The 19,101-nt window shown below is 65.4% G+C and carries 16 protein-coding genes; 8 read left to right on the forward strand and 8 right to left on the reverse strand.

The genetic code is table 11. From position 1 onward, the window contains the following. Positions 1-15 precede the first annotated feature (15 nt). Positions 16-1,131 (forward strand): threonine aldolase family protein, encoded by a 1,116-nt coding sequence (locus ACK6C6_RS11910; RefSeq protein WP_409267494.1) that lies wholly within the window; start codon positions 16-18, stop codon positions 1,129-1,131. On the opposite strand, the gene ACK6C6_RS11915 is transcribed toward ACK6C6_RS11910, so the two are convergent. Continuing rightward, positions 1,098-1,301: a hypothetical protein gene (locus ACK6C6_RS11915; RefSeq protein WP_409267495.1), complete on the reverse strand. Its 204-nt coding sequence runs from the start codon at positions 1,299-1,301 to the stop codon at positions 1,098-1,100. The genes ACK6C6_RS11910 and ACK6C6_RS11915 overlap by 34 nt on opposite strands. Before the next feature lie 216 nt (positions 1,302-1,517). Between ACK6C6_RS11915 and ACK6C6_RS11920 the strand changes: the two genes are divergently transcribed. From ACK6C6_RS11920 to ACK6C6_RS11935, 4 genes are all read left to right on the forward strand, one after another. After that, positions 1,518-2,312 carry a thymidylate synthase gene (locus ACK6C6_RS11920; protein ID WP_409267496.1) on the forward strand — a complete coding sequence of 265 codons (795 nt, stop codon included), beginning with the start codon at positions 1,518-1,520 and terminating at the stop codon, positions 2,310-2,312. Between the two features lie 60 nt (positions 2,313-2,372). Further along, positions 2,373-2,885 carry a dihydrofolate reductase gene (locus tag ACK6C6_RS11925; RefSeq protein ID WP_409267497.1) on the forward strand — a complete coding sequence of 171 codons (513 nt, stop codon included), beginning with the start codon at positions 2,373-2,375 and terminating at the stop codon, positions 2,883-2,885. Between the two features lie 4 nt (positions 2,886-2,889). After that, complete coding sequence (locus ACK6C6_RS11930; protein WP_409267498.1) at positions 2,890-3,528, forward strand: DUF4337 domain-containing protein; 639 nt, start codon at positions 2,890-2,892, stop codon at positions 3,526-3,528. Between the two features lie 197 nt (positions 3,529-3,725). Continuing rightward, entirely contained in the window at positions 3,726-5,984 is a 2,259-nt protein-coding gene (locus ACK6C6_RS11935) for an Orn/Lys/Arg decarboxylase N-terminal domain-containing protein (RefSeq protein ID WP_409267499.1), read from the forward strand. A gap of 62 nt (positions 5,985-6,046) precedes the next feature. Here the strand turns inward: ACK6C6_RS11935 and ACK6C6_RS11940 are convergent, their stop codons facing one another. The 3 genes from ACK6C6_RS11940 to ACK6C6_RS11950 are packed head-to-tail and all read right to left on the reverse strand — an operon-like array spanning position 6,047 to position 8,221. Continuing rightward, positions 6,047-6,727 carry a cation transporter gene (locus ACK6C6_RS11940; protein WP_409267500.1) on the reverse strand — a complete coding sequence of 227 codons (681 nt, stop codon included), beginning with the start codon at positions 6,725-6,727 and terminating at the stop codon, positions 6,047-6,049. A gap of 56 nt (positions 6,728-6,783) precedes the next feature. Next, a complete protein-coding gene (dcd, locus tag ACK6C6_RS11945) occupies positions 6,784-7,350 on the reverse strand; it encodes a dCTP deaminase (RefSeq protein ID WP_027867561.1) in 567 nt (188 codons plus the stop codon). Between the two features lie 37 nt (positions 7,351-7,387). After that, on the reverse strand, positions 7,388-8,221 hold the full coding sequence (locus ACK6C6_RS11950; RefSeq protein ID WP_409267501.1) for an alpha/beta fold hydrolase: 834 nt from the start codon (positions 8,219-8,221) through the stop codon (positions 7,388-7,390). Between the two features lie 191 nt (positions 8,222-8,412). Here ACK6C6_RS11950 and ACK6C6_RS11955 point away from each other — a divergent pair, with 191 nt between their 5' ends. From ACK6C6_RS11955 to ACK6C6_RS11965, 3 genes are all read left to right on the forward strand, one after another. Continuing rightward, positions 8,413-10,608: a DUF4214 domain-containing protein gene (locus tag ACK6C6_RS11955; RefSeq protein ID WP_409267502.1), complete on the forward strand. Its 2,196-nt coding sequence runs from the start codon at positions 8,413-8,415 to the stop codon at positions 10,606-10,608. Positions 10,609-10,714: 106 nt separating this feature from the next. Continuing rightward, positions 10,715-11,410 (forward strand): response regulator transcription factor, encoded by a 696-nt coding sequence (locus tag ACK6C6_RS11960; protein ID WP_409267503.1) that lies wholly within the window; start codon positions 10,715-10,717, stop codon positions 11,408-11,410. Position 11,411: 1 nt separating this feature from the next. Then, positions 11,412-12,782 (forward strand): ATP-binding protein, encoded by a 1,371-nt coding sequence (locus ACK6C6_RS11965; protein WP_409267504.1) that lies wholly within the window; start codon positions 11,412-11,414, stop codon positions 12,780-12,782. A gap of 3 nt (positions 12,783-12,785) precedes the next feature. Here ACK6C6_RS11965 and ACK6C6_RS11970 read toward each other — a convergent pair whose 3' ends face one another. From ACK6C6_RS11970 to ACK6C6_RS11985, 4 genes are all read right to left on the reverse strand, one after another. After that, positions 12,786-15,140, reverse strand: a complete 2,355-nt coding sequence (locus tag ACK6C6_RS11970; RefSeq protein ID WP_409267505.1) for a DNA internalization-related competence protein ComEC/Rec2 — start codon at positions 15,138-15,140, stop codon at positions 12,786-12,788. 33 nt (positions 15,141-15,173) lie between these two features. Next, complete coding sequence (locus ACK6C6_RS11975) at positions 15,174-15,482, reverse strand: PAAR domain-containing protein (protein WP_292039234.1); 309 nt, start codon at positions 15,480-15,482, stop codon at positions 15,174-15,176. A 150-nt stretch (positions 15,483-15,632) separates the two neighbouring features. Further along, positions 15,633-17,366 (reverse strand): T6SS immunity protein Tli4 family protein, encoded by a 1,734-nt coding sequence (locus tag ACK6C6_RS11980; RefSeq protein ID WP_409267506.1) that lies wholly within the window; start codon positions 17,364-17,366, stop codon positions 15,633-15,635. Further along, a complete protein-coding gene (locus ACK6C6_RS11985) occupies positions 17,363-19,093 on the reverse strand; it encodes an esterase/lipase family protein (protein ID WP_409267507.1) in 1,731 nt (576 codons plus the stop codon). The genes ACK6C6_RS11980 and ACK6C6_RS11985 overlap by 4 nt, the downstream gene beginning before the upstream one ends. Positions 19,094-19,101: the final 8 nt, after the last annotated feature.

Raw genomic sequence — 19,101 nt, forward strand, 5'->3', positions numbered from 1 at the left:
CGCCAGGAGCCCGCCTTGAACGACACCGAACTGCAACGCCGCTGCCACCTCGTCTTCCCCGGCCACCGCGCCCGCACGCCCGCCGAACTGTTCGCCGCGATGGCGGCATGGTGCGAAGCGAACGGCGTCGAGCACGACGTCTACGGCAGCGGTCCGCTGCTGCAGGAATTCGAGGACAGGATCGCGCGCCTGCTGGGCAAGGAGGCGGCGGTGTTCTGCATCAGCGGCACCATGGCCCAGGTCACGGCGCTGCGCCTGGCCTGCCAGGACCGCGGGCACGATCTCGCCGCCCTGCACCCGACCTCGCACATCTTCGTGCACGAACGCTCGAACTACCAGTTGCTGGGCCACTTCAACGCCCTGGAGGCGGGCGAGCGCTACCGTCCCTGGCGCGTCGCCGACCTGGCCGCGATCCCCGACCGCCTGGGCGCGGTCGGCATGGAACTGCCCCTGCGCGAGATCGGCGGCCAGCTCTCGCCCTGGGACGAACTGGAAGCGATCAAGGCCCACTGCCGGGCGCGCGGCGCCCACCTGCACATGGACGGCGCGCGCCTGTGGGAAGCCGCCGCCGGCTACGGCAAGCCCTTGAGCGAGGTCGCGGCCGGCTTCGATTCGGTCTACGTCTCGCTGTACAAGGGCATCGGCGGTTTGGGCGGCGCCATGCTGGCCGGCAGCCGCGAGTTCGTGGACCGGGCCGCCGAATGGTTCCGGCGCCAGGGCGGCAATGTCATCCACCGTTCGCCCTATGTGGTGGCCGCCGCGATGGGCTTCGAGGAACGCCTGGCCGCGATGCCGGCCTGCCTGGAGCGCACGCACTTCCTGTACCGCGAACTGGCGGCGCACCCGATCATCCGCGTCAACCCGGCGGCGCCGCATACCAACATGCTGCACCTGCACCTGCCGGTCACGCCCGAGCGTGCGCTGGCGATCCGCCGCGCGCTCGCCGAGCGGCATGGCATCTGGATGTTCAACCGCATCGCCGCGGCCGCCCTGCCTGGCACCAGTTCCTTCGAGCTATACGTGGGCGACAACCTGCTGAATGCGCCGGACGCAGAAGTGCGCGAGGCGCTTGCGCTGTTCGCGCGGGCGCTCGGCGCTCAGGACGACAAGGACGCGTACCAGTCCGCGTAAGGGGTGTTGGCCACCATGCGCCGGTTGTAGTCGGGGGCGCCGTCGGTCCACCAGACCGGTCCGCGCTCGCCGAGCGCGCGCTTGGCCGCATCGACCTCGGCGCGGGCCTGGCGCTCGGCGCCGGCGTCGCCGGCCCGCTTGGCCGTGCCGACCTGCCTGCGCGCCCGCATCAACGCGTCGACCAGTTGCTGCCGCAGCTCCGGCGCCAGCGCCGGGTTGCTCGATCGCCAAAGCCGACCCGCGACGACGAAGTAGCGGCCGTCCGGCGTGCTGGGATGGTTCGGGGAAGTCGGCATGACCGCACTATACCGCAGGGCGCGCCGGGGGCGAGGCCAAGAGGGGCACTCTCGGTTACAATGACGGACTGTCACCTATCGTCATACCCAATGCGCCAATACCTCGACTTCATGCGCCATGTGAAAGCGCATGGCGCGGTCAAGACCGACCGCACCGGCACCGGCACCCTGTCCGTGTTCGGCTACCAGATGCGTTTCGACCTGCAGCAGGGCTTCCCCCTGCTCACCACCAAGAAGGTCCACCTCAAGTCGATCATCCATGAACTGATCTGGTTCCTGCAGGGCTCGACCAACATCGCCTACCTGAAGGAAAACGGCGTGAGCATCTGGGACGAATGGGCCGATGCGAACGGCAACCTGGGCCCGATCTACGGCTACCAGTGGCGCAGCTGGCCGACACCCGACGGCGGCCACATCGACCAGATCTCGCAGGTGCTGGACCAGATCCGCAACACCCCGGACTCGCGCCGCATGATCGTCTCGGCCTGGAACGTGGCCGACGTGCCGAACATGAAGCTGCCGCCCTGCCATGCCTTCTTCCAGTTCTACGTGGCCGACGGCAAGCTGTCCTGCCAGCTGTACCAGCGCAGCGCCGACATCTTCCTGGGCGTGCCCTTCAATATCGCGTCCTACGCGATCCTGACCCACATGATGGCCCAGCAGGCCGGCCTGGAAGTGGGCGAGTTCATCTGGACCGGCGGGGACTGCCACCTGTACAGCAACCACATGGAGCAGGTCGACCTGCAGCTGTCGCGCACGCCCAAGGAACTGCCGCGCCTGGTTATCAAGCGCAAGCCGGAATCCCTGTTCGACTACCGCTTCGAGGACTTCGAGGTCGCGGGCTACGATCCGGACCCGGCGATCCGCGCGCCGGTGGCAGTCTGACGCGCGTACAGACCCCTTGACATCCTGCTTTCAAAACGACAACATTTCCTACCTCTACACATGACGACGGACACGACGATGGGCGATGCGGCTTTGACTTTGGTAGTGGCCATCGATGCCCAGCGCGGCATCGGCATCGACAACCAGCTGCCCTGGCACCTGCCCGAAGACCTGGCCCACTTCAAGCGCGTCACCCTGGGCAAGCCGATCGTCATGGGCCGCAAGACCTTCGATTCGATCGGCCGCCCGCTGCCTAAGCGCCGCAACATCGTCATCACCCGTAATGCCGGCTGGTCGCACGAGGGCGTCGAGACGGCAAGCTCGCTGCCGGCCGCGATCGCGCTGCTGAACGGCGAAGCGGCCAGCATCATCGGCGGCGCCCAGATCTTCAACGAGGCGATTCAGCTTGCCGACAGAATGATCGTCACCGAGATCGACCACGTGTTCCGCTGCGATACCTTCTTCCCGCCGATCGACCCGGGCGTGTGGCAGGAAACGGCGCGCGAGACCCACCATTCGGACGCGAACGGCTACGACTTCGCCTACGTGACCTATCTTCGAAAGAAGGATTGACACCATGACGGACCAGGCAGTTCGCACTCCCGGCACGCGCGGCGGCGATGGCTTTGCCGGCAAGGTGGCGGTCCTGATCGCCATCCTGGCCACCCTCGGGACCATGTTCGGCTTCATCGGCAGCGCCTCGCACAACAACGCCGCCTTGTACAAGAGCAATGCGGCGATCGACAAGACCAGCGCGGCCAATGCCTGGAACCACTACCAGGCCAAGACCAACCGCCAGAACCTGTCCGAGGTCGCCGCGGCCCTGCCCGGCACCGACCGCGAGCACTATCGCGAAGAGATCCGCCGCTACGGCGTCGAGAAGGAGAGCATTCGCCAGGAAGCGGAACGCTTCGAGGCCAGCTCGAACGAATGGAACACCCTGTCCGAGAAAGAACTGCACCGCCACCGCCAGTGGGCCGCCGCCGCGGTCGCGCAGCAGATCGCGATCTCGCTGGCCGCCATCAGCCTGCTGTCGCGCCGCACCTGGCTGCTCACGCTCACCAGCGCCGTGGCCGCCTTCGGCATCACGCTCGGCCTGTTCGCCGCAATCCAGGCCGAACCGATGCCCTTTTCGGCCGGCCCGCTGCTGGCGGCCTTCGGCGCGGCGGCCCTGACCGAGGTCTTCCGGCGGGTCGGCAGGAGGCTTTCCAACTGAGTTTTCCAGCTAGTGTGCGACAGGCGGCGCGTCTACTGGCTACTCTTGCAGGTATTGCATAGAAAAGCTGCAAAAAAATTGCACCGACGTACGCGATTTCTGCGAAAATCCGTTTCCTCTTTTTTCCCGGTGCCGTGGCCGGCGGAGCGACCCACCAGGGCCGGCCGCTTCCACGGCGCTTCGCTTTGGAGCTGTCCATGAAATTTCGTTTCCCCATCGTCATCATCGACGAGGACTTCCGTTCCGAGAACACCTCCGGTCTCGGCATTCGCGCACTCGCGGCCGCGATGGAGCAGGAAGGCATGGAGGTGCTCGGCCTGACCAGCTACGGTGACCTGTCCCAGTTCGCCCAGCAGCAGTCGCGCGCCTCCGCCTTCGTCCTGTCCATCGACGACGAGGAATTCGGCGGCGGCTCGGTCGAGGAAACCGATTTCGCCCTGACCGGCCTGCGCGCCTTCGTGCAGGAGATCCGCCACAAGAATGCGAACATCCCGATCTACATCTACGGCGAGACCCGCACCAGCCGCCACATCCCGAACGACATCCTGAAGGAGCTGCACGGCTTCATCCACATGTTCGAGGACACCCCGGAGTTCGTGGCGCGCCACATCATCCGCGAAGCCAAGGCCTACCTCGATTCGCTGGCGCCGCCCTTCTTCCGCGCGCTGGTCAACTACGCCTATGACGGCTCCTACTCCTGGCACTGCCCGGGCCACTCGGGCGGCGTCGCCTTCCTGAAGTCGCCCATCGGCCAGATGTTCCACCAGTTCTTCGGCGAGAACATGCTGCGCGCCGACGTCTGCAACGCGGTCGAGGAACTCGGCCAGCTGCTCGATCACACTGGCCCGGTGGCCAAGTCCGAGCGCAACGCGGCGCGCATCTACAATGCCGACCACTGCTACTTCGTGACCAACGGCACCTCGACCTCGAACAAGATGGTCTGGCACAGTACCGTGGCTCCGGGCGACATCGTGGTGGTCGACCGCAACTGCCACAAGTCGATCCTGCACTCGATCATCATGTGCGGCGCAATCCCCGTGTTCCTGATGCCGACCCGGAACAACCTCGGCATCATCGGCCCGATCCCGCTGGAAGAGTTCACCCCCGAGTCGATCGCCCGCAAGATCGAGGCCAATCCGTTCGCGCGCGACGCCGTGAACAAGAAGCCGCGCATCCTCACCATCACGCAGTCGACCTACGACGGCGTGGTGTACAACGTCGAGACCCTGCGCGAAATGCTGGACGGGAAGATCGACACCCTGCACTTCGACGAAGCCTGGCTGCCGCACGCCGCCTTCCACAGCTTCTACCAGAACATGCACGCGATCGGCGAGAACCGCCCGCGCGCCAAGCAGTCGATGATCTTCTCCACCCAGTCGACGCATAAATTGCTGGCCGGCCTGTCGCAGGCCTCGCAGGTCCTGGTGCGCGAATCGGAAACCGTCAAGCTGGACCAGGACGCCTTCAACGAGGCCTACCTGATGCACACCTCGACCTCGCCCCAGTACTCGATCATCGCGTCCTGCGACGTCGCCGCCGCCATGATGGAAGCGCCGGGCGGCACCGCCCTGGTCGAGGAATCGATCCTGGAAGCGCTGGACTTCCGCCGCGCCATGAAGAAGGTCGACGCCGAGTACGGCGACGACTGGTGGTTCCGCGTCTGGGGCCCGGACGTCGAATCGGATGAAGGCATCGGCGAGCAGAAGGACTGGATGATCCGCGCCGAGGACGACTGGCACGGCTTCGGCAAGCTGGCCGAGGGCTTCAACATGCTCGACCCGATCAAGTCGACCATCGTAACCCCGGGCCTGTCCCTGGACGGCAAGTTCGGCGACACCGGCATCCCGGCCTCGATCGTGACCAAGTACCTGGCCGAGCACGGCGTGATCATCGAGAAGTGCGGCCTGTACTCCTTCTTCATCATGTTCACGATCGGCATCACCAAGGGCCGCTGGAACACCCTGGTGACCGCGCTGCAGCAGTTCAAGGACGACTACGACCGCAACCAGCCGATGTGGCGCGTGATGCCGCAGTTCGCCGCGGCCAACCCGCGTTATGAAACCCGTGGCCTGCGCGACCTGTGCACCGAGATCCACCTGTTCTACAAGCAGTACGACGTGGCGCGCCTGACCACCGAGATGTACCTGTCGGACATGGTGCCGGCCATGAAGCCGTCGGATGCCTTCGCCAAGATGGCGCACCGCCAGATCGAGCGCGTGGCGATCGACGAGCTGGAAGGCCGCATCACCGCGATCCTGCTGACGCCTTACCCGCCGGGCATTCCGCTGCTGATCCCGGGCGAGCGCTTCAACCGGACCATCGTCGACTACCTGCGCTTCGCGCGCGACTTCAACGAGCGCTTCCCGGGCTTCGAGACCGACGTGCACGGACTGGTCAAGCGTGAAGTCGACGGCAAGCGCGGCTATTTCGTGGATTGCGTGAAGCAGGACGCCTAAGCGAGCCGCAAGGCCATGAAAAAAGGGGCGCGAGCCCCTTTTTTTACGCGGCTGCGATCGTGCTAGCGGCGTTTGAGTTCGACCGTCGCGGCGGGCACGGACGCGGGCGCGGCAGGCGCAGGCGCCTGCCCCTCGCGCATCTCGCGGCGGGCGTGGGTCATGACGGAATACGCGGAGGACAGGCCGAGCAGGCCCATGATGGTGGCCACCAGCAGGTCCGGCAAGCCGCTCCCGGTGCCGAACACGCCGAGGGCGGCGAGCATCACGGCCACGTTGGAAATCGCATCGTTGCGGGTGCACAGCCACACCGAGCGCATGTTGGCGTCGCCGTTGCGGTAGGCCCACAGCAGCGCCCCCACCGAGCAGTTGGCGAGCAGGGCCAGGAAGCCCACCACGCCCATCGTCTCCGCTTTCGGCACCACACCGAGCTGGAGGTGCCACAGCGCGGTGCCGAGCACGAAGATGCCGTAGCCGCCCATGGTCGCGCCCTTGACCAGAGCGGTGCGCGAGCGCCAGATCGGCGCCAGCGCGAGGACGAACAGGGAGATGCCGTAGTTGGCGGCGTCGCCGAGGAAGTCGACGGCGTCGGCCAGCAGCGAGACCGAGCCGGCGGCCCAGCCGGCAGCCAGTTCGACGCCGAACATCAGCGCATTGACCCAAAGCGCGATCCAGAGCACGCGCCGGTAGCGGGGATCGACCGGCGGTTTGCTCGGGGAGCAGCCGCCGCTGCAGCAATCAGCCATCGGGGTTCAAGCCATCAATATGATTCAATATTGATAGGATACCGTAAAAAATTGAATCAGGTTTTCGGCAGCGTCACGCCGTGCTGGCCCTGGTACTTGCCGCCGCGGTCCTTGTACGAGGTCTCGCAGATTTCATCGGATTCGAAGAACAGCACCTGGGCGCAGCCTTCGCCGGCATAGATCTTGGCCGGCAGCGGCGTGGTGTTCGAGAACTCCAGGGTCACGTAGCCTTCCCACTCCGGCTCGAAAGGCGTGACGTTGACGATGATGCCGCAGCGCGCGTAGGTCGATTTGCCCAGGCACACGGTCAGCACGTTGCGCGGAATGCGGAAGTACTCGATGGTGCGGGCCAGCGCGAAGGAATTCGGCGGGATGATGCAGACATCGCTTTTCACGTCCACAAAGGAATTCGAATCGAAATTCTTGGGGTCGACGATGGTGCTGTTGATGTTGGTGAACACCTTGAACTCGTCGGCGCAGCGGATATCGTAGCCGTACGACGAGGTGCCCCACGAAATGACCCGGCGGCCGTCGGACTCGCGCACCTGGCGCGGCTCGAAGGGTTCGATCATCCCGGTCTCTTCCGCCATGCGGCGGATCCATTTATCGCTCTTGATAGCCATCGGTGACATTCCAAAAAATCAATCCCGCGATTTTACGCTAAACCGCCGCCGCCGACACGCTTTGGGTGGCCGGCATCGATGGCGACAACAGGCGCCGAATCATCTCGTGGGTCAGGCGCGCCGTCTCAAGCGGTTTCTCGAGCGGGTACAGGTGGCCGCCCTCGATCATTACCAGGTTGCGCCCCACCAGGCGGCGCGTGGCGTCGAGCCCGGCCTGGCGCAGCTCTTCCGAGGTGGTGCCGGCGATGAAGCCGATCGGTAGGGGAAAAGGCTCGCGCAGGATCGCGCCCATGTGGTGCGGCAGCGTGTTGTAGATCATGGTTTCCACGGCCCGGTCGAAGCGCAGCTGCACGCCTTCCGGATGGGGCTGGAGGCCGTGGTCGAGATAGTCGTCGAGCGCACCCGGCGCCCAGGCCTGGAACATCGGCTTGGCGATGAAATGCTGGTAGGCCGCCGCCCGGTCCGGCCAGACATTGCGCCGGCGTTCGGAAAACTTCGCCGGCGAGAAGCGCGAACCCATGCCGCGTTTCTTGACCAGCTTCCACAGGAAGGCGCGCCAGCCGGCCACCACCGGCGAGTCGAGCATGACGACGCAGCGCGCCAGCTCGGGCCGCTGCTTGGCCGCCATCATGCTCAGCATGCCGCCGAGCGAATGGCCGACCAGGATCGGCGGGCGCTCGTAGCCCTCCAGCTGGTGGATCAGCTCCTCCACCAGGCCGTGCCAGCCGTCGCCCACCGGAAAGCGCGGATCGTGGCCGTACATGTCGTGGGCGCGCAGCTCGTAATGCGCGCCCAGGGCCTGGAACAGCCGGCTATAGGTGCCGGCCGGGTAGCTGTTCCCGTGGGAGAAGTGCAGCAGCGGTTTGCTCATGAGGGGATGGCGTGAATGTCAACGGTCCATTGTAATGAAAGAGCCCGGTGCACGAACCGGGTTTAGAGGGGAATGCCTACACCAGAGGACAGCTATGCGCGCCGCGTGATCTGCGCAATCGAAGCACAAAGATATTTCCACGGAGAAATTGAACTGATAGCATCACAACTTGATTTCAATGGAAGCAAAACATGGCGGCGGGACTGGAACTGGAGGGCGACGCCCGCGACGAGCTCGGCGAAGGCGGTGATGGCGACGACGTCATCACGGGCGGCGGCGGCGCCGACATCATGCGCGGCCATGACGGCAAGGACAAGATCTACAGCGGCCTGAAATACGATCCCCTGACCGGCACCTGGGGCCAGGACGACAAGGGCGACCTGCTCGACGGCGGCGCCGGCGACGATGAACTGCAGGGAGAAATCGGCAACGACACCCTGATCGGCGGCGCCGGCAACGACGACCTGTACGGCGGCGGCGGCAGCGATACGATGGACGGCGGCCCCGGCGACGACCTCGTGCGCAGCGGCCAGCGCTGGGACCCGGTCACCAAACAGCACTCCCCCGACCTGATGGGCGACAAGCTCGACGGTGGCGACGGCGATGACGAAGTGATCGGCGAGGATGGCGACGACCTGCTGCTGGGCGGCGCCGGCGACGATTTGCTGGTGGCCAAAGGCGGCAACAACATCCTGCTCGGCGGCGCCGGCAACGACGTTCTGCAAGGCGGCGACGGCAACGACACGCTCGACGGCGGCAGCGGCATCAACATCCTCCTTGGCGGCAAAGGCGACGACACCTACCACGTGCGCAGCGTGGTCGACATCGTCGTCGACGAAGGGGGCATCGACAGGGGCATGATCTATGCCGACTGGGTCTTGCCGGTCGGCAGCGTCGAACACTGGTCCTGGGCGCCGGGCGTGCAGAAACTCCCGAACTGGATCGCCGCCCTCGCCGCGCAGCAAGCCGTGGCGCGCACCCTCGGCGACACCTGGACCATCGAATACCGCTTTGCCGAACAGCCCGCGTCCGACTTCGACGACCAGGACAAGGATGGCTTCCAGCCCTTCAACGAGGCCCAGCGCAGCTTCGCGCGCAAGGTCTTCGATTACGTCGGCACCGTGCTGAACGTGAAGTTCGTGGAAACCGACGAGGAGGAAGGCGCCGGCCTGCTGCTATTGGCAAACAATCGCCAGGAAGACTCTTCCGGATATGCCAGCACCCGGCTCCTGATGCTCAGCAGCGAGGAACCGGACAACCTGGCGCCCACGACGGACAACTATGGCGTCGAAGTGCTGCTGCACGAACTCGGCCACTCGCTCGGACTCAAGCACCCGTTCAGCCATGAGGATTCGCTCGGCAATGCCGGCCCCGGTCCCTACCTCAGCAGCGCCGAGGATGCGGCCCGGCACACGGTGATGACCTACAACATGGACGAGGCGGAACTGGACCTGTCCTACAGTCCCCTCGACCTGGCCGCCCTCCACTACATCTATGGCCCTTCGCAGCAACTGGCTGCCGGCGACACCACCTGGAAGCTGGATGCGGCCAAGGCCAACTTCATCGCCGACGGCGGCGGCATCGACACCATCGACGGCAGCGCCTTCGGCGGCGGGATGACGGTCGACCTGCGCCCCGGCTACTGGAGCTGGCTGGGCAAGCAGGCCGATTCGATCGTGGCGGCCGGACAGGTGACGGTGAACTTCGGCAGCGCGATCGAGAACCTGCGCGGCGGCGCCGGCCACGACACCCTGATCGGCAACGAACTGGCCAACCGCATCGAAGGCGGCGCCGGATCGGACCTGATCGTGGGCGGCGGCGGCAGTGACCTGCTGGACGGCGGCCTCGGGCTGGACGTGGCGGTCTATGCCGGCAAGCGCGCCGACTACCAGCTCGGGGGCGGCGCGAACGGCGCCACGCTGAGTTCCCTGCACGTGCCGGGCGAGGTCGACGTCCTGACCGGCATCGAGCGCCTGAAATTCGACGACGCGATGCTCGGCTTCGACGTCGAGGGCGTGGCCGGCCAGGCCTACCGCCTGTACCAGGCCGCCTTCAACCGCACGCCGGACATGGCGGGCCTGGGCTACTGGATCGGCCGCATGGACGGCGGCACCAGCCTGGCCGACGTGGCCGCGGCCTTCATCGGCTCGCAGGAGTTCGCGCAGATGTACGGGGCCAAGCCGAGCAATGCGGACTTCCTCGGCAAGATCTACCAGAACATCCTGCACCGCGCCCCCGACCAGGCCGGCTTCGACTACTGGCTCAAGGCCATGGACGCCGGCACCAGCGCGACCGACATCCTGGCCCAGTTCAGCGAGAGCCAGGAAAACGTGGTCGCGCTGGCGGGCGTGCTCCAGGGCGGTATCGCGTATATCCCCTTCGCCTAATCGGGGCGTGCGTCAGGGCGGCATGCCGGCGGCGGGCGTGTAAATCCAGGTAAAGGCTCCCTGCAGATGCCGGTGGGGTGGCGGCGCGTTTGCTATCCTGCTGCCCATGAACCACGTACTGCTGATTGACGACGACGTCGAACTCGTCGGGATGTTTTCCGAATACCTGGGACAGGAAGGCTTTCGCACCACCTGCGTCCACAACGGCCACGACGGCGTGCGCGAGGCGCTGCGCGGCGACTATGCCATCGCGATCCTCGACGTGATGATGCCGGGTACGAACGGCATCGAGGCCTTGCGCCAGATCCGCGCGGCCGGCTGCGCAGCGAACCGGATTCCGATCCTGATGCTGACCGCGCGCGGCGACGACGCCGACCGCATCCTCGGCCTGGAACTGGGCGCCGACGACTATGTCGCCAAGCCCTGCACGCCGCGCGAACTGACCGCGCGGGTGCGCGCCATCCTGCGCCGCACCCAGGCCAGCGGCGCGGGGCCCGGCACGGTGCTCACGGTCGGCAAACTGAGCATGTATCCGGAACAGCGCCGCGCCAGCTGGGACGGCGCGCCGCTGGAGCTGACCAGCACCGAATTCAACCTGCTCGACGTGCTGGCGCGCCACGCCGGCCGCCCCGTCAGCAAGAACGAGCTGTCGGAACAGGGACTGGGCCGGCCACTGGCGCGCTTCGACCGCAACATCGACGTGCACCTGAGCAGCCTGCGCCAGAAACTGGGCCTGCTCGCGGATGGCCGCTCTCCCGTGCAGACGATCTACCGCCAGGGCTATCAGCTGATCCGGGACTGACATGGGCCGCCTGTTCTGGAAGTTCTTCCTCTGCATCCTGCTTGCCCAGGTCGCCGCCACCATCGGCATCGGCGGCGCCTTCTGGCTGCGCGATCGTGCCCGCAGCCAGGCCATCGAACTCGACCACGGCCCGCCGGCCTGGATCGCGCTCGACGCGGCCGCCGCCACCCTCAAGCACGGCGGCGTCCAGGCCTTGCGCGGGATGCTGGGCGACATGCAGCGTCCCCAGGTGTTCGTGCAGGACAGCCAGGGGCGCGAGCTGCTGGGCCGCCCGGTGCCGCCCGAACTGCAAGCCGAGCTCACGCGCCAGCTGACCTCGGGCGAGCCGCGCCGCGGCATCCGGCAGCTGACCGGGCCCGACGGCGAACGCTACACGGCCTTCGTGCGGCGCCAGTTCCGTGGTGCGCCGCTGACGGGTGCCGCCGCCGCGGCTGCGCACCAGCACCGCCCCGGGGAAGCACTACCTGGACCAGGCCCGGGCCGGCGCGTCGGTCAGGTCGCCGGTATCGTCGCCGCGACGCTGGCCAGCCTGCTGTTCGCCGCCCTGCTGGCCTGGTATTTCTCGCGCCCGATCCGGGCCTTGCGCAGCGCCTTCGAAGCGGCTTCGCGCGGCGACCTGGCCCCGCGCTTCGCCAGCCCGGGCCGCGCTGGCGACGAGCTGAGCGACCTGGGACGCGACTTCGACCGCATGAGCGCACGCCTGGCCGCCCTGATGGACGGCCAGCGCCGCTTGCTGCACGACGTCTCGCACGAACTGCGCTCGCCGCTGGCGCGGCTGCAGGCCGCGGTGGGGCTGGCCCACCAGCAGCCGGAGCGGATCGGCTCCTCGCTCGACCGCATCGAGCGCGAGAGCATGCGCATGGATAAACTCGTCGGCGAACTGCTGACGCTCTCGCGGCTCGAAGCCTCGACCACCCTGGCGCGGCGCGAACAGCTCGACCTGACCGAACTGGCGGACCAGATCGCGGCGGATGCACGCTACGAGGCGGGGCCGGAAGCGCCGCGCATCAGCGTGGAGGCGCCGGGCCCGATCGTGGTGCAGGGCGACCCGGACCTGCTGTGGAGCGCGCTGGAAAACGTGGTGCGCAACGCGATCCGCCATGGTGGCAACGGGAGTATCAGGATCGTGCTGCACCGCGACGCGCAATGGGCGCACCTGGACGTGCTCGATCGCGGCCCCGGGATCGCCGCCGCCGACCTGGCGTCGATCTTCCGGCCCTTCTTCCGTTCCAACCCGAACAAGGTGGACGGCCATGGACTGGGACTGGCGATCGCCCAGCAGGTGCTGGCGGCGCACGGCGGCAGCATCGGCGCGTCCAACCGCGAGGGAGGCGGCCTGCAGGTGCGGCTCAGCCTGCCCTTGACGGATTGATCGCTAGCGTCCGTGCCAGTAGCGGCGCCGCTCGGCGCGGAATTCGCTCACCTCCAGTGTGCGGCCGAAACGCAGCAGGACCGCGCCCGATTCGTCGGTGCGCAGCCTGCGGATCCCCAGGCTGGCGTAACGCTCGTAGACCTCCTTCTTCGGGTGGCGGTAGCGGTTGCGGTAACCCACCTGGAAGATGCCGAGCCTCGGTTCCACCGCGGCCAGGAAGGCGGCGGTCGACGAGGTCCCGCTGCCGTGATGCGGCGCCAGCAGCACGTCGGCGCGCAGCTGGCCCGCCGCGGTCTCGATCAGCTGCATCTCCTGCGCCGCCTCGATGTCGGCCGCCAGCAGCATCGCCTTGCCATGCGCGCTCACGCGCAGCACGCAGCTGCGGGCGTTGGCTTTCAGGCCGTCCTGTTGGTACGACTGCGGGGTCGGCCCGAGCAGCTCGAAGCGCACTCCGTCCCAGCTCCACGCCTGGCCCGCGCCGCAGCGGCTGTGGCGGCGCGCCGCCTGCACCACCGGATGGCCCACGGACAGCGAGGAATGGACCTGCGCGACGCTCACGCCCTCGAGCAGCGTGCGGGCGCCGCCGGCGTGGTCGACATCGCTGTGCGAGACCACCAGCGCATCGAGGCCGCCGATGCCGCGCCCGCGCAGATAAGGCAGGAGGATCCGCCCGGCCGCGTCCGCGCCCGGCCCATACTGCGGACCGGCGTCGTACAGCAACCGGTGCCGCTCGGTCTCGACCAGCAGGGCCATGCCCTGCCCCACATCGAAGGCGGTCACCGAGAAGGTGCCGGCGGGCGGCGCGCTTGGCAACTGGGTCAGCATCGGGGCCCAGGCGGCCAGCCCGGCCCACCGATGCGGCCAGCCGCGCGGCGCCAGCGTCCACGCGGTGCCGGCAAGCGCCAGCACGAAGATCCACGGCTGCGGCGCCGGCGCGTTCAAGACCGCGAACGGGCTGGCGGCCAGCCAGGCCAAGCCATCCGCCAGCATCTCGATCGCCAGGTGCGCCAGTCCGAGCACCCAGCCTGCCAGCGGCGCCGGCAGCAGTGCCCCGAGCAGCGCCAGCGGCGTGACGAACAGGCTGACCACGGGAATCGCGACCGCATTCGCGATTGGGCTGGCCAGCGACACCTGCGCGAACAGCAGCATGGTCAGCGGCACCAGGCCGACGGTGACGGCGTACTGGGTCCGGACCGCCATGCCGAGCGTGCGCCGCCACCCGGGATCGGGCTGCACCCGTCCCAGGTTGGCGTACAGGATCACGGCCACCGCCCCGAACGACAGCCAGAAGCCGGCCCCCAGCACGGCCCAGGGATCGATCAGCACCACGACAAGCAGCGCCAGGCACAGCACATGCGACAGCGCCACCACCCGTCCGAACCACAGCGCGGCCGCCACCGCCGCCAGCATGTAGAAGGTGCGCTGCGCGGGCACGCCGGAACCGGCAAGCAGCACGTACAGCAGCGCCACCAGCGCGCCGGCCAGCGCCGCGGCCTTCTGGGCCGGCAGCCGCAGCGGCAAGGCGGCGCCCTCCACAAAAAAGGAACGGCGCCATAAGCCGGACATGGCCCATGCCGCCAGGGCTGCGACCATGGTGATGTGCAGGCCCGAGATCGACACCAGGTGGCTGATGCCGGTGCGGTTGAAAACGTCCCAGCTCGACTGCGGGATGCCGCGCTGGTCGCCGATCACCAGTGCCACGATCACGCCGGCATAGCGCTTGCCGTCCAGTTCGCGCAGGATGTGGCGGCGCAGTGCGGCGCGGGCGCGTTCCACCACATGGCCCGGGCGCGGCACGAAGGCGTCGAGGCGAACATTGCGCGGCCCCGCGGGACGCACGTAGCCGGTGGCGCGCACGCTCTGCTCGAGCAGCCAGGCTTCGTAGTCGAAGCCGTAGGGGTTGGCATTGCCGTGCGGGCGCTGCAGGCGGACGACCAGCTGCCAGCGCTCGCCGGGTTCTACCGGCGTCAGGCTGTCCGTGGCCGCCGGCTGCCCGTACCAGGAAATGGCGATCCGCGGTGGGACCGTGGCGTCCGGCGTCAGGACCCGTTCGACGCGCAGGTTGAAGCGAGAACCGCCATCGAATTCATGCGGCAGGCTGTCGACCGTGCCGACGATGGTGACGTCCCGGCCTTCCTGCTCGCGCGGCAACGCGTCGGCCAGGGCGACGTGGGCCAGCCAGGCCGACCACGCGGCGCCGAGGATGGCGGCGGCGAGCAGGGTCGCGGCACGTTTGCGCAGTAAGAACAGGACCAGCGCTGCCGCAAGGGCGCCGGCCAGGTAGGCCGGTGGCGGCAGTTCGGCGCGGGTCTGGAGCCAGCATGTCCCGGCGAGGAAGGCGAGGATCGCGCAGCGCATGGGCCGGCCCGCAGGCTTGCGTGGGTGAGGCTGCTAGGCCACTGGGCTCTCGGCGACGAGCTGGAAGTCGTGGAACTGGTCGGCGACCAGCTTGGGCGGCGGCGAGCAGGCGCAGATGCACAGGTCGTCGCTCAGCGCGCACTCCTTGCCTTCGGACTGGTCGGGCAGGCGCGGCATGACGCACTGGATCACGCCCTGCTCGCCGCACTCGGGGCAGTCGACCGGATCGCCTTCGCGGGCGATCGGCATGCCGTCCAGGGTAGTGAAGGTGCTGGAAGCCCTGACGGTGCCGCCCGCCGTGGTGGTGGCGCCGGCGCGGATGTAGAAACGCTTGTGGGTCACGTCCGCTCTCCTTCCCGGGGAAAGCTGGAATGTAGCTGAGTTGGGGGATTTGGGTTTGTGGAAACGCAGCACATTGGTTCAGAAACTCCTTCGCACCTCCAGGAGGCTGAACAAGCCTAGATCGGGTACAGAGAAGATGATCGGGAAGTTTCATGTGCTTCTAGACTCACGTGGCGCTTTCGGCGAATCGGCAGCTCCTGCAGCGGAATCGTGTACATGCTCAGGGGCCTGAGCAATTCGGACGAGACGCCATGCTGCCCGCCGTTGGATCGACTTTGGAGCGTTGTCAGAATGCCCGAATACGCTTGGAGGAACTGCGAAGGTTGCTGGCGGTAACAGGCTTCCCTGAGCAAACCAGCGTGTCCCATCGAGGGCATGAGAGTCCTCACAGCGCCACCATCCGCTCGCCGGACATGGGAAGCCGGTTGTGACAAAACTTCCAGTCGAAATATCCTGCCCATGCACCTGGCGAAAATCCGCCATCGAGGAAGCTCCAGAGCCGGCGACGGGTTTCGCCAACGGGATCGTTTGTGCCACCCGCTTCCGGGCCCGTTTGTCGACAAGCTGCCAAGACGTCGGCACGGTAGACTCAAAACTTGATTGAAGTCCCCTCAAGCGTTCCCAAAGCGTTGGTCTTGAGAGCAGCAATGCCTGGGGCATGCGCTCCCCCTGCTTGATGTACTGTCGCCGCCCTCCCATCACCCCGATATCCTTGCCTCCATCGGTACACTCCCACCACCCGCTTTCGGGACATTTGTCTCCTGCGAGTGCTTGGCTTCCTATCGCAATAGACGAAGAATCAGTTGCCTGCGATACCGTTGCCCCCGAAGGACGTACGCGCAGGCTTGTCAGCACGGCATCCCATAGACAGGTCGCCGCATCTTCCGACAGTGACGAAGGAACTGGGCCATGCTCGCTGTATCCCGTGTCCATCTTGAAGACGATATGCGGGACAAACACGTTGTCGACCGTGCCATTCACTTCCCACCAGAAGCTATAAACGACTGAATCATTTTTTTCAACAAAACGCTCAACCAGTTCGTCGCCGTCGATTCCGCTGATGGTGCGCTTGTCCGCACGTAATCTGGACACCCGCATTCGTTCGTCAGCGGCCAGCCGCATATCGGATTCATCCCCTCTCTCAAGGAGTCCTTGTCGATCCGGCTCGGTACCTGCGGCCAGCATAATCTTGAACAGGATATCCGGACGATTCGGAAGCCATGCTGCCATCATGAGTTCTTCGCCCTGATCAGCATGCAGGGGATCCCGGATGTAGGCGCGGTTGATGCAAAAGCCAGGTTCAGTCGGAACGAGATTGTCCGGGTTTGGAACTAGCTGGGAAATTAATTTCGTTAGGTTCGCAACCGATTCTGGATCGTAAGCAGGCGCGGAGAAATCAATACTCAACCCATTGGCATGGACAAGTGCATCGACTGCAACACTTTCATATCGATAGCGTTCTATCGTCAACCCATCCGAGGACTGGCCCTCGCTTACATCCCGTCCATGGACGAAAACATGGCCCTCGACTCCGAAATCGTTTCTTACTTCCCTGACCGATTCGAGGCTCTTGTGGCCGCCCGGCCGATTGGGAACTGCTTCCAGTTGACTCTTGCGTAAAACAACGCGCTTTTCAAACTCCTCCTCGGATTCGTCGAAGACATTAATATCGAAGCCGTCAACGCGGGGCCGGTGGAATTCGTACTGTGCTTCTGCAGGCAGGTCGACCAAAAATCTGCCCACGCATACAGTTTTCATCTTCTCGGTCATACGCGCCACCCCATGCTTGTCCTGTTCGGCGCCCGGGTCCCAGGTTTTCGCCAAACCCGCGATAACAATCCCGGCTAGCACCACGGCCAGCCCGGTCCGAAACAGGCGCCTCACGACATCTCCTGAACAATCTTCGCAATCAGTCGAAGCGTCAACATTAGTATGTCGCTATTGTTATACGATCCTTGGTGATCGAATCCTTGTGCTGCAAACAGTTGTTTGACCTTTCCCGCCGGGCCCGCGCCAGACTGATGTGGCACAGTGCCGTCCCCGCGTGTGTCCTGGGGATCTGGTTCGAACCTCAGGTCCGTCTTGCCTTCCACCATGACACGGCGGCTCCGGTCGTAGGAACGGCCCAGGATTTGCGCAGTGGACACATTCGACGTGGTCAGCGCTGTCGCGGAGTTGCCCCATTGGCGCGCAACCCAGCGGACCTGTCCAAACGACAACTTGCTACGATCGTCGCCGTAGAACACATAGGTATTCGGGTGATAGTAATCGCCCAGGGAGCGATGGAACGCTTCCGCTGTGTCAATCGCGTCTGTAATCGCCTTCAATACACCCTTCTTGTGTTTCTTTGCGGGGTCGGCCAAATGTGGGTCTATCAATCGATACCAACGACGCATGTCACGATATAAATCGTATGGGTTCGGCGCAATTGAGCTGGGCAGCTTCAGGTAATCCGTTGCCGCCTCCTCCGTGGGTTTGATCCCGGCTTTTCGTTCGTGATCCGCTGGATTTGCCTGCCCACGAACCTTCACGACGCGAACATGTAGCCAAGGCCCGGGATACAGATGATTAGGCAGTAGTTCGAGCGCACCAGGAGACGTAGCCAGTACGGGCGTAGTTTTTTCAGGCGAGTCGCCAAGAATTTGCGCGATGACGTATCCGGCAATATCATCTTTCACGCCATTACTAGGACTGAAAGCTTCGGTTCCGCATGCAATCCGCCGATACGCGACTGGTGCCCCATATGCCGGCATCGCCCCATGGATCACCCCCGCGATCTTCCCAGGGATTCGTTTAGCACAGGCTCTCGCGACCAGTCCACCCATTGAATGCGTTACAAGGATGACCTTTTCGCAGGTCCTGCTTAACTTACGCCACGAGTCTATGATGTCGGCAACTCGTTTTTCGAGTAGATTCGCCGATGTTTCGCAGTCATCCAGCCAGTTGTACCCAAAGCAGTAAACCGGGTAATAATTCTTCGCATAATTTTCCAAATGTGCTTCGGTTAGCGGTGCAATTTCACGCACGCCCCACTTACGAGGGTCGTACCCCATTGCGCGCTTCCAGTGCGGCTTGACGAAGCGACGATGCGTCTTTTCATCCATTCCGAAGGTTTGATTTAGTTGGCTCTGTAGCGAGGACAATAGGAGACCGTAAGATTCAGCATGGACCTCGCCCCAGCCGCGCGAACGTAACTCGGCCTCCGTAACGACATACCCGTCGTCGGTTTGCGGGACAATGATAGGGCCGCGATCGTCCACCTCCAAAGTGGCGCGATCAAACCATTTCTGACGATCCCGGGGAGACAATTTGTCCCAGACGTGTGCGTCGCGCACTGCCGACGGGATGTCGTTTGGCGGACGCCATGCAATCGCACCTGGCGTCAGTTTTTCGTTGCGCTCATCGTTCAGTCTTCCCAGACGCGGATTCGTTTTTGCGCGCAGGTTCGTCCCCATAATGCCGGGCACAACGATGATGGGGAGGATCGTATTTGGTGGGACAAGCCCAAGCCCACGGATCGTATAATCCGCAGAGGACATATACGAATCCACTCCCCAGCCGCCGTGCGGCAAAGGGACGAGCGAAGGCAACGGCCTGGTCGGTTCACGCATGACGGTTC

The organism is Massilia sp. BHUDP2 (genome assembly GCF_046236355.1).
Classification (GTDB): Bacteria; Pseudomonadota; Gammaproteobacteria; order Burkholderiales; family Burkholderiaceae_D; genus Telluria; species Telluria varians.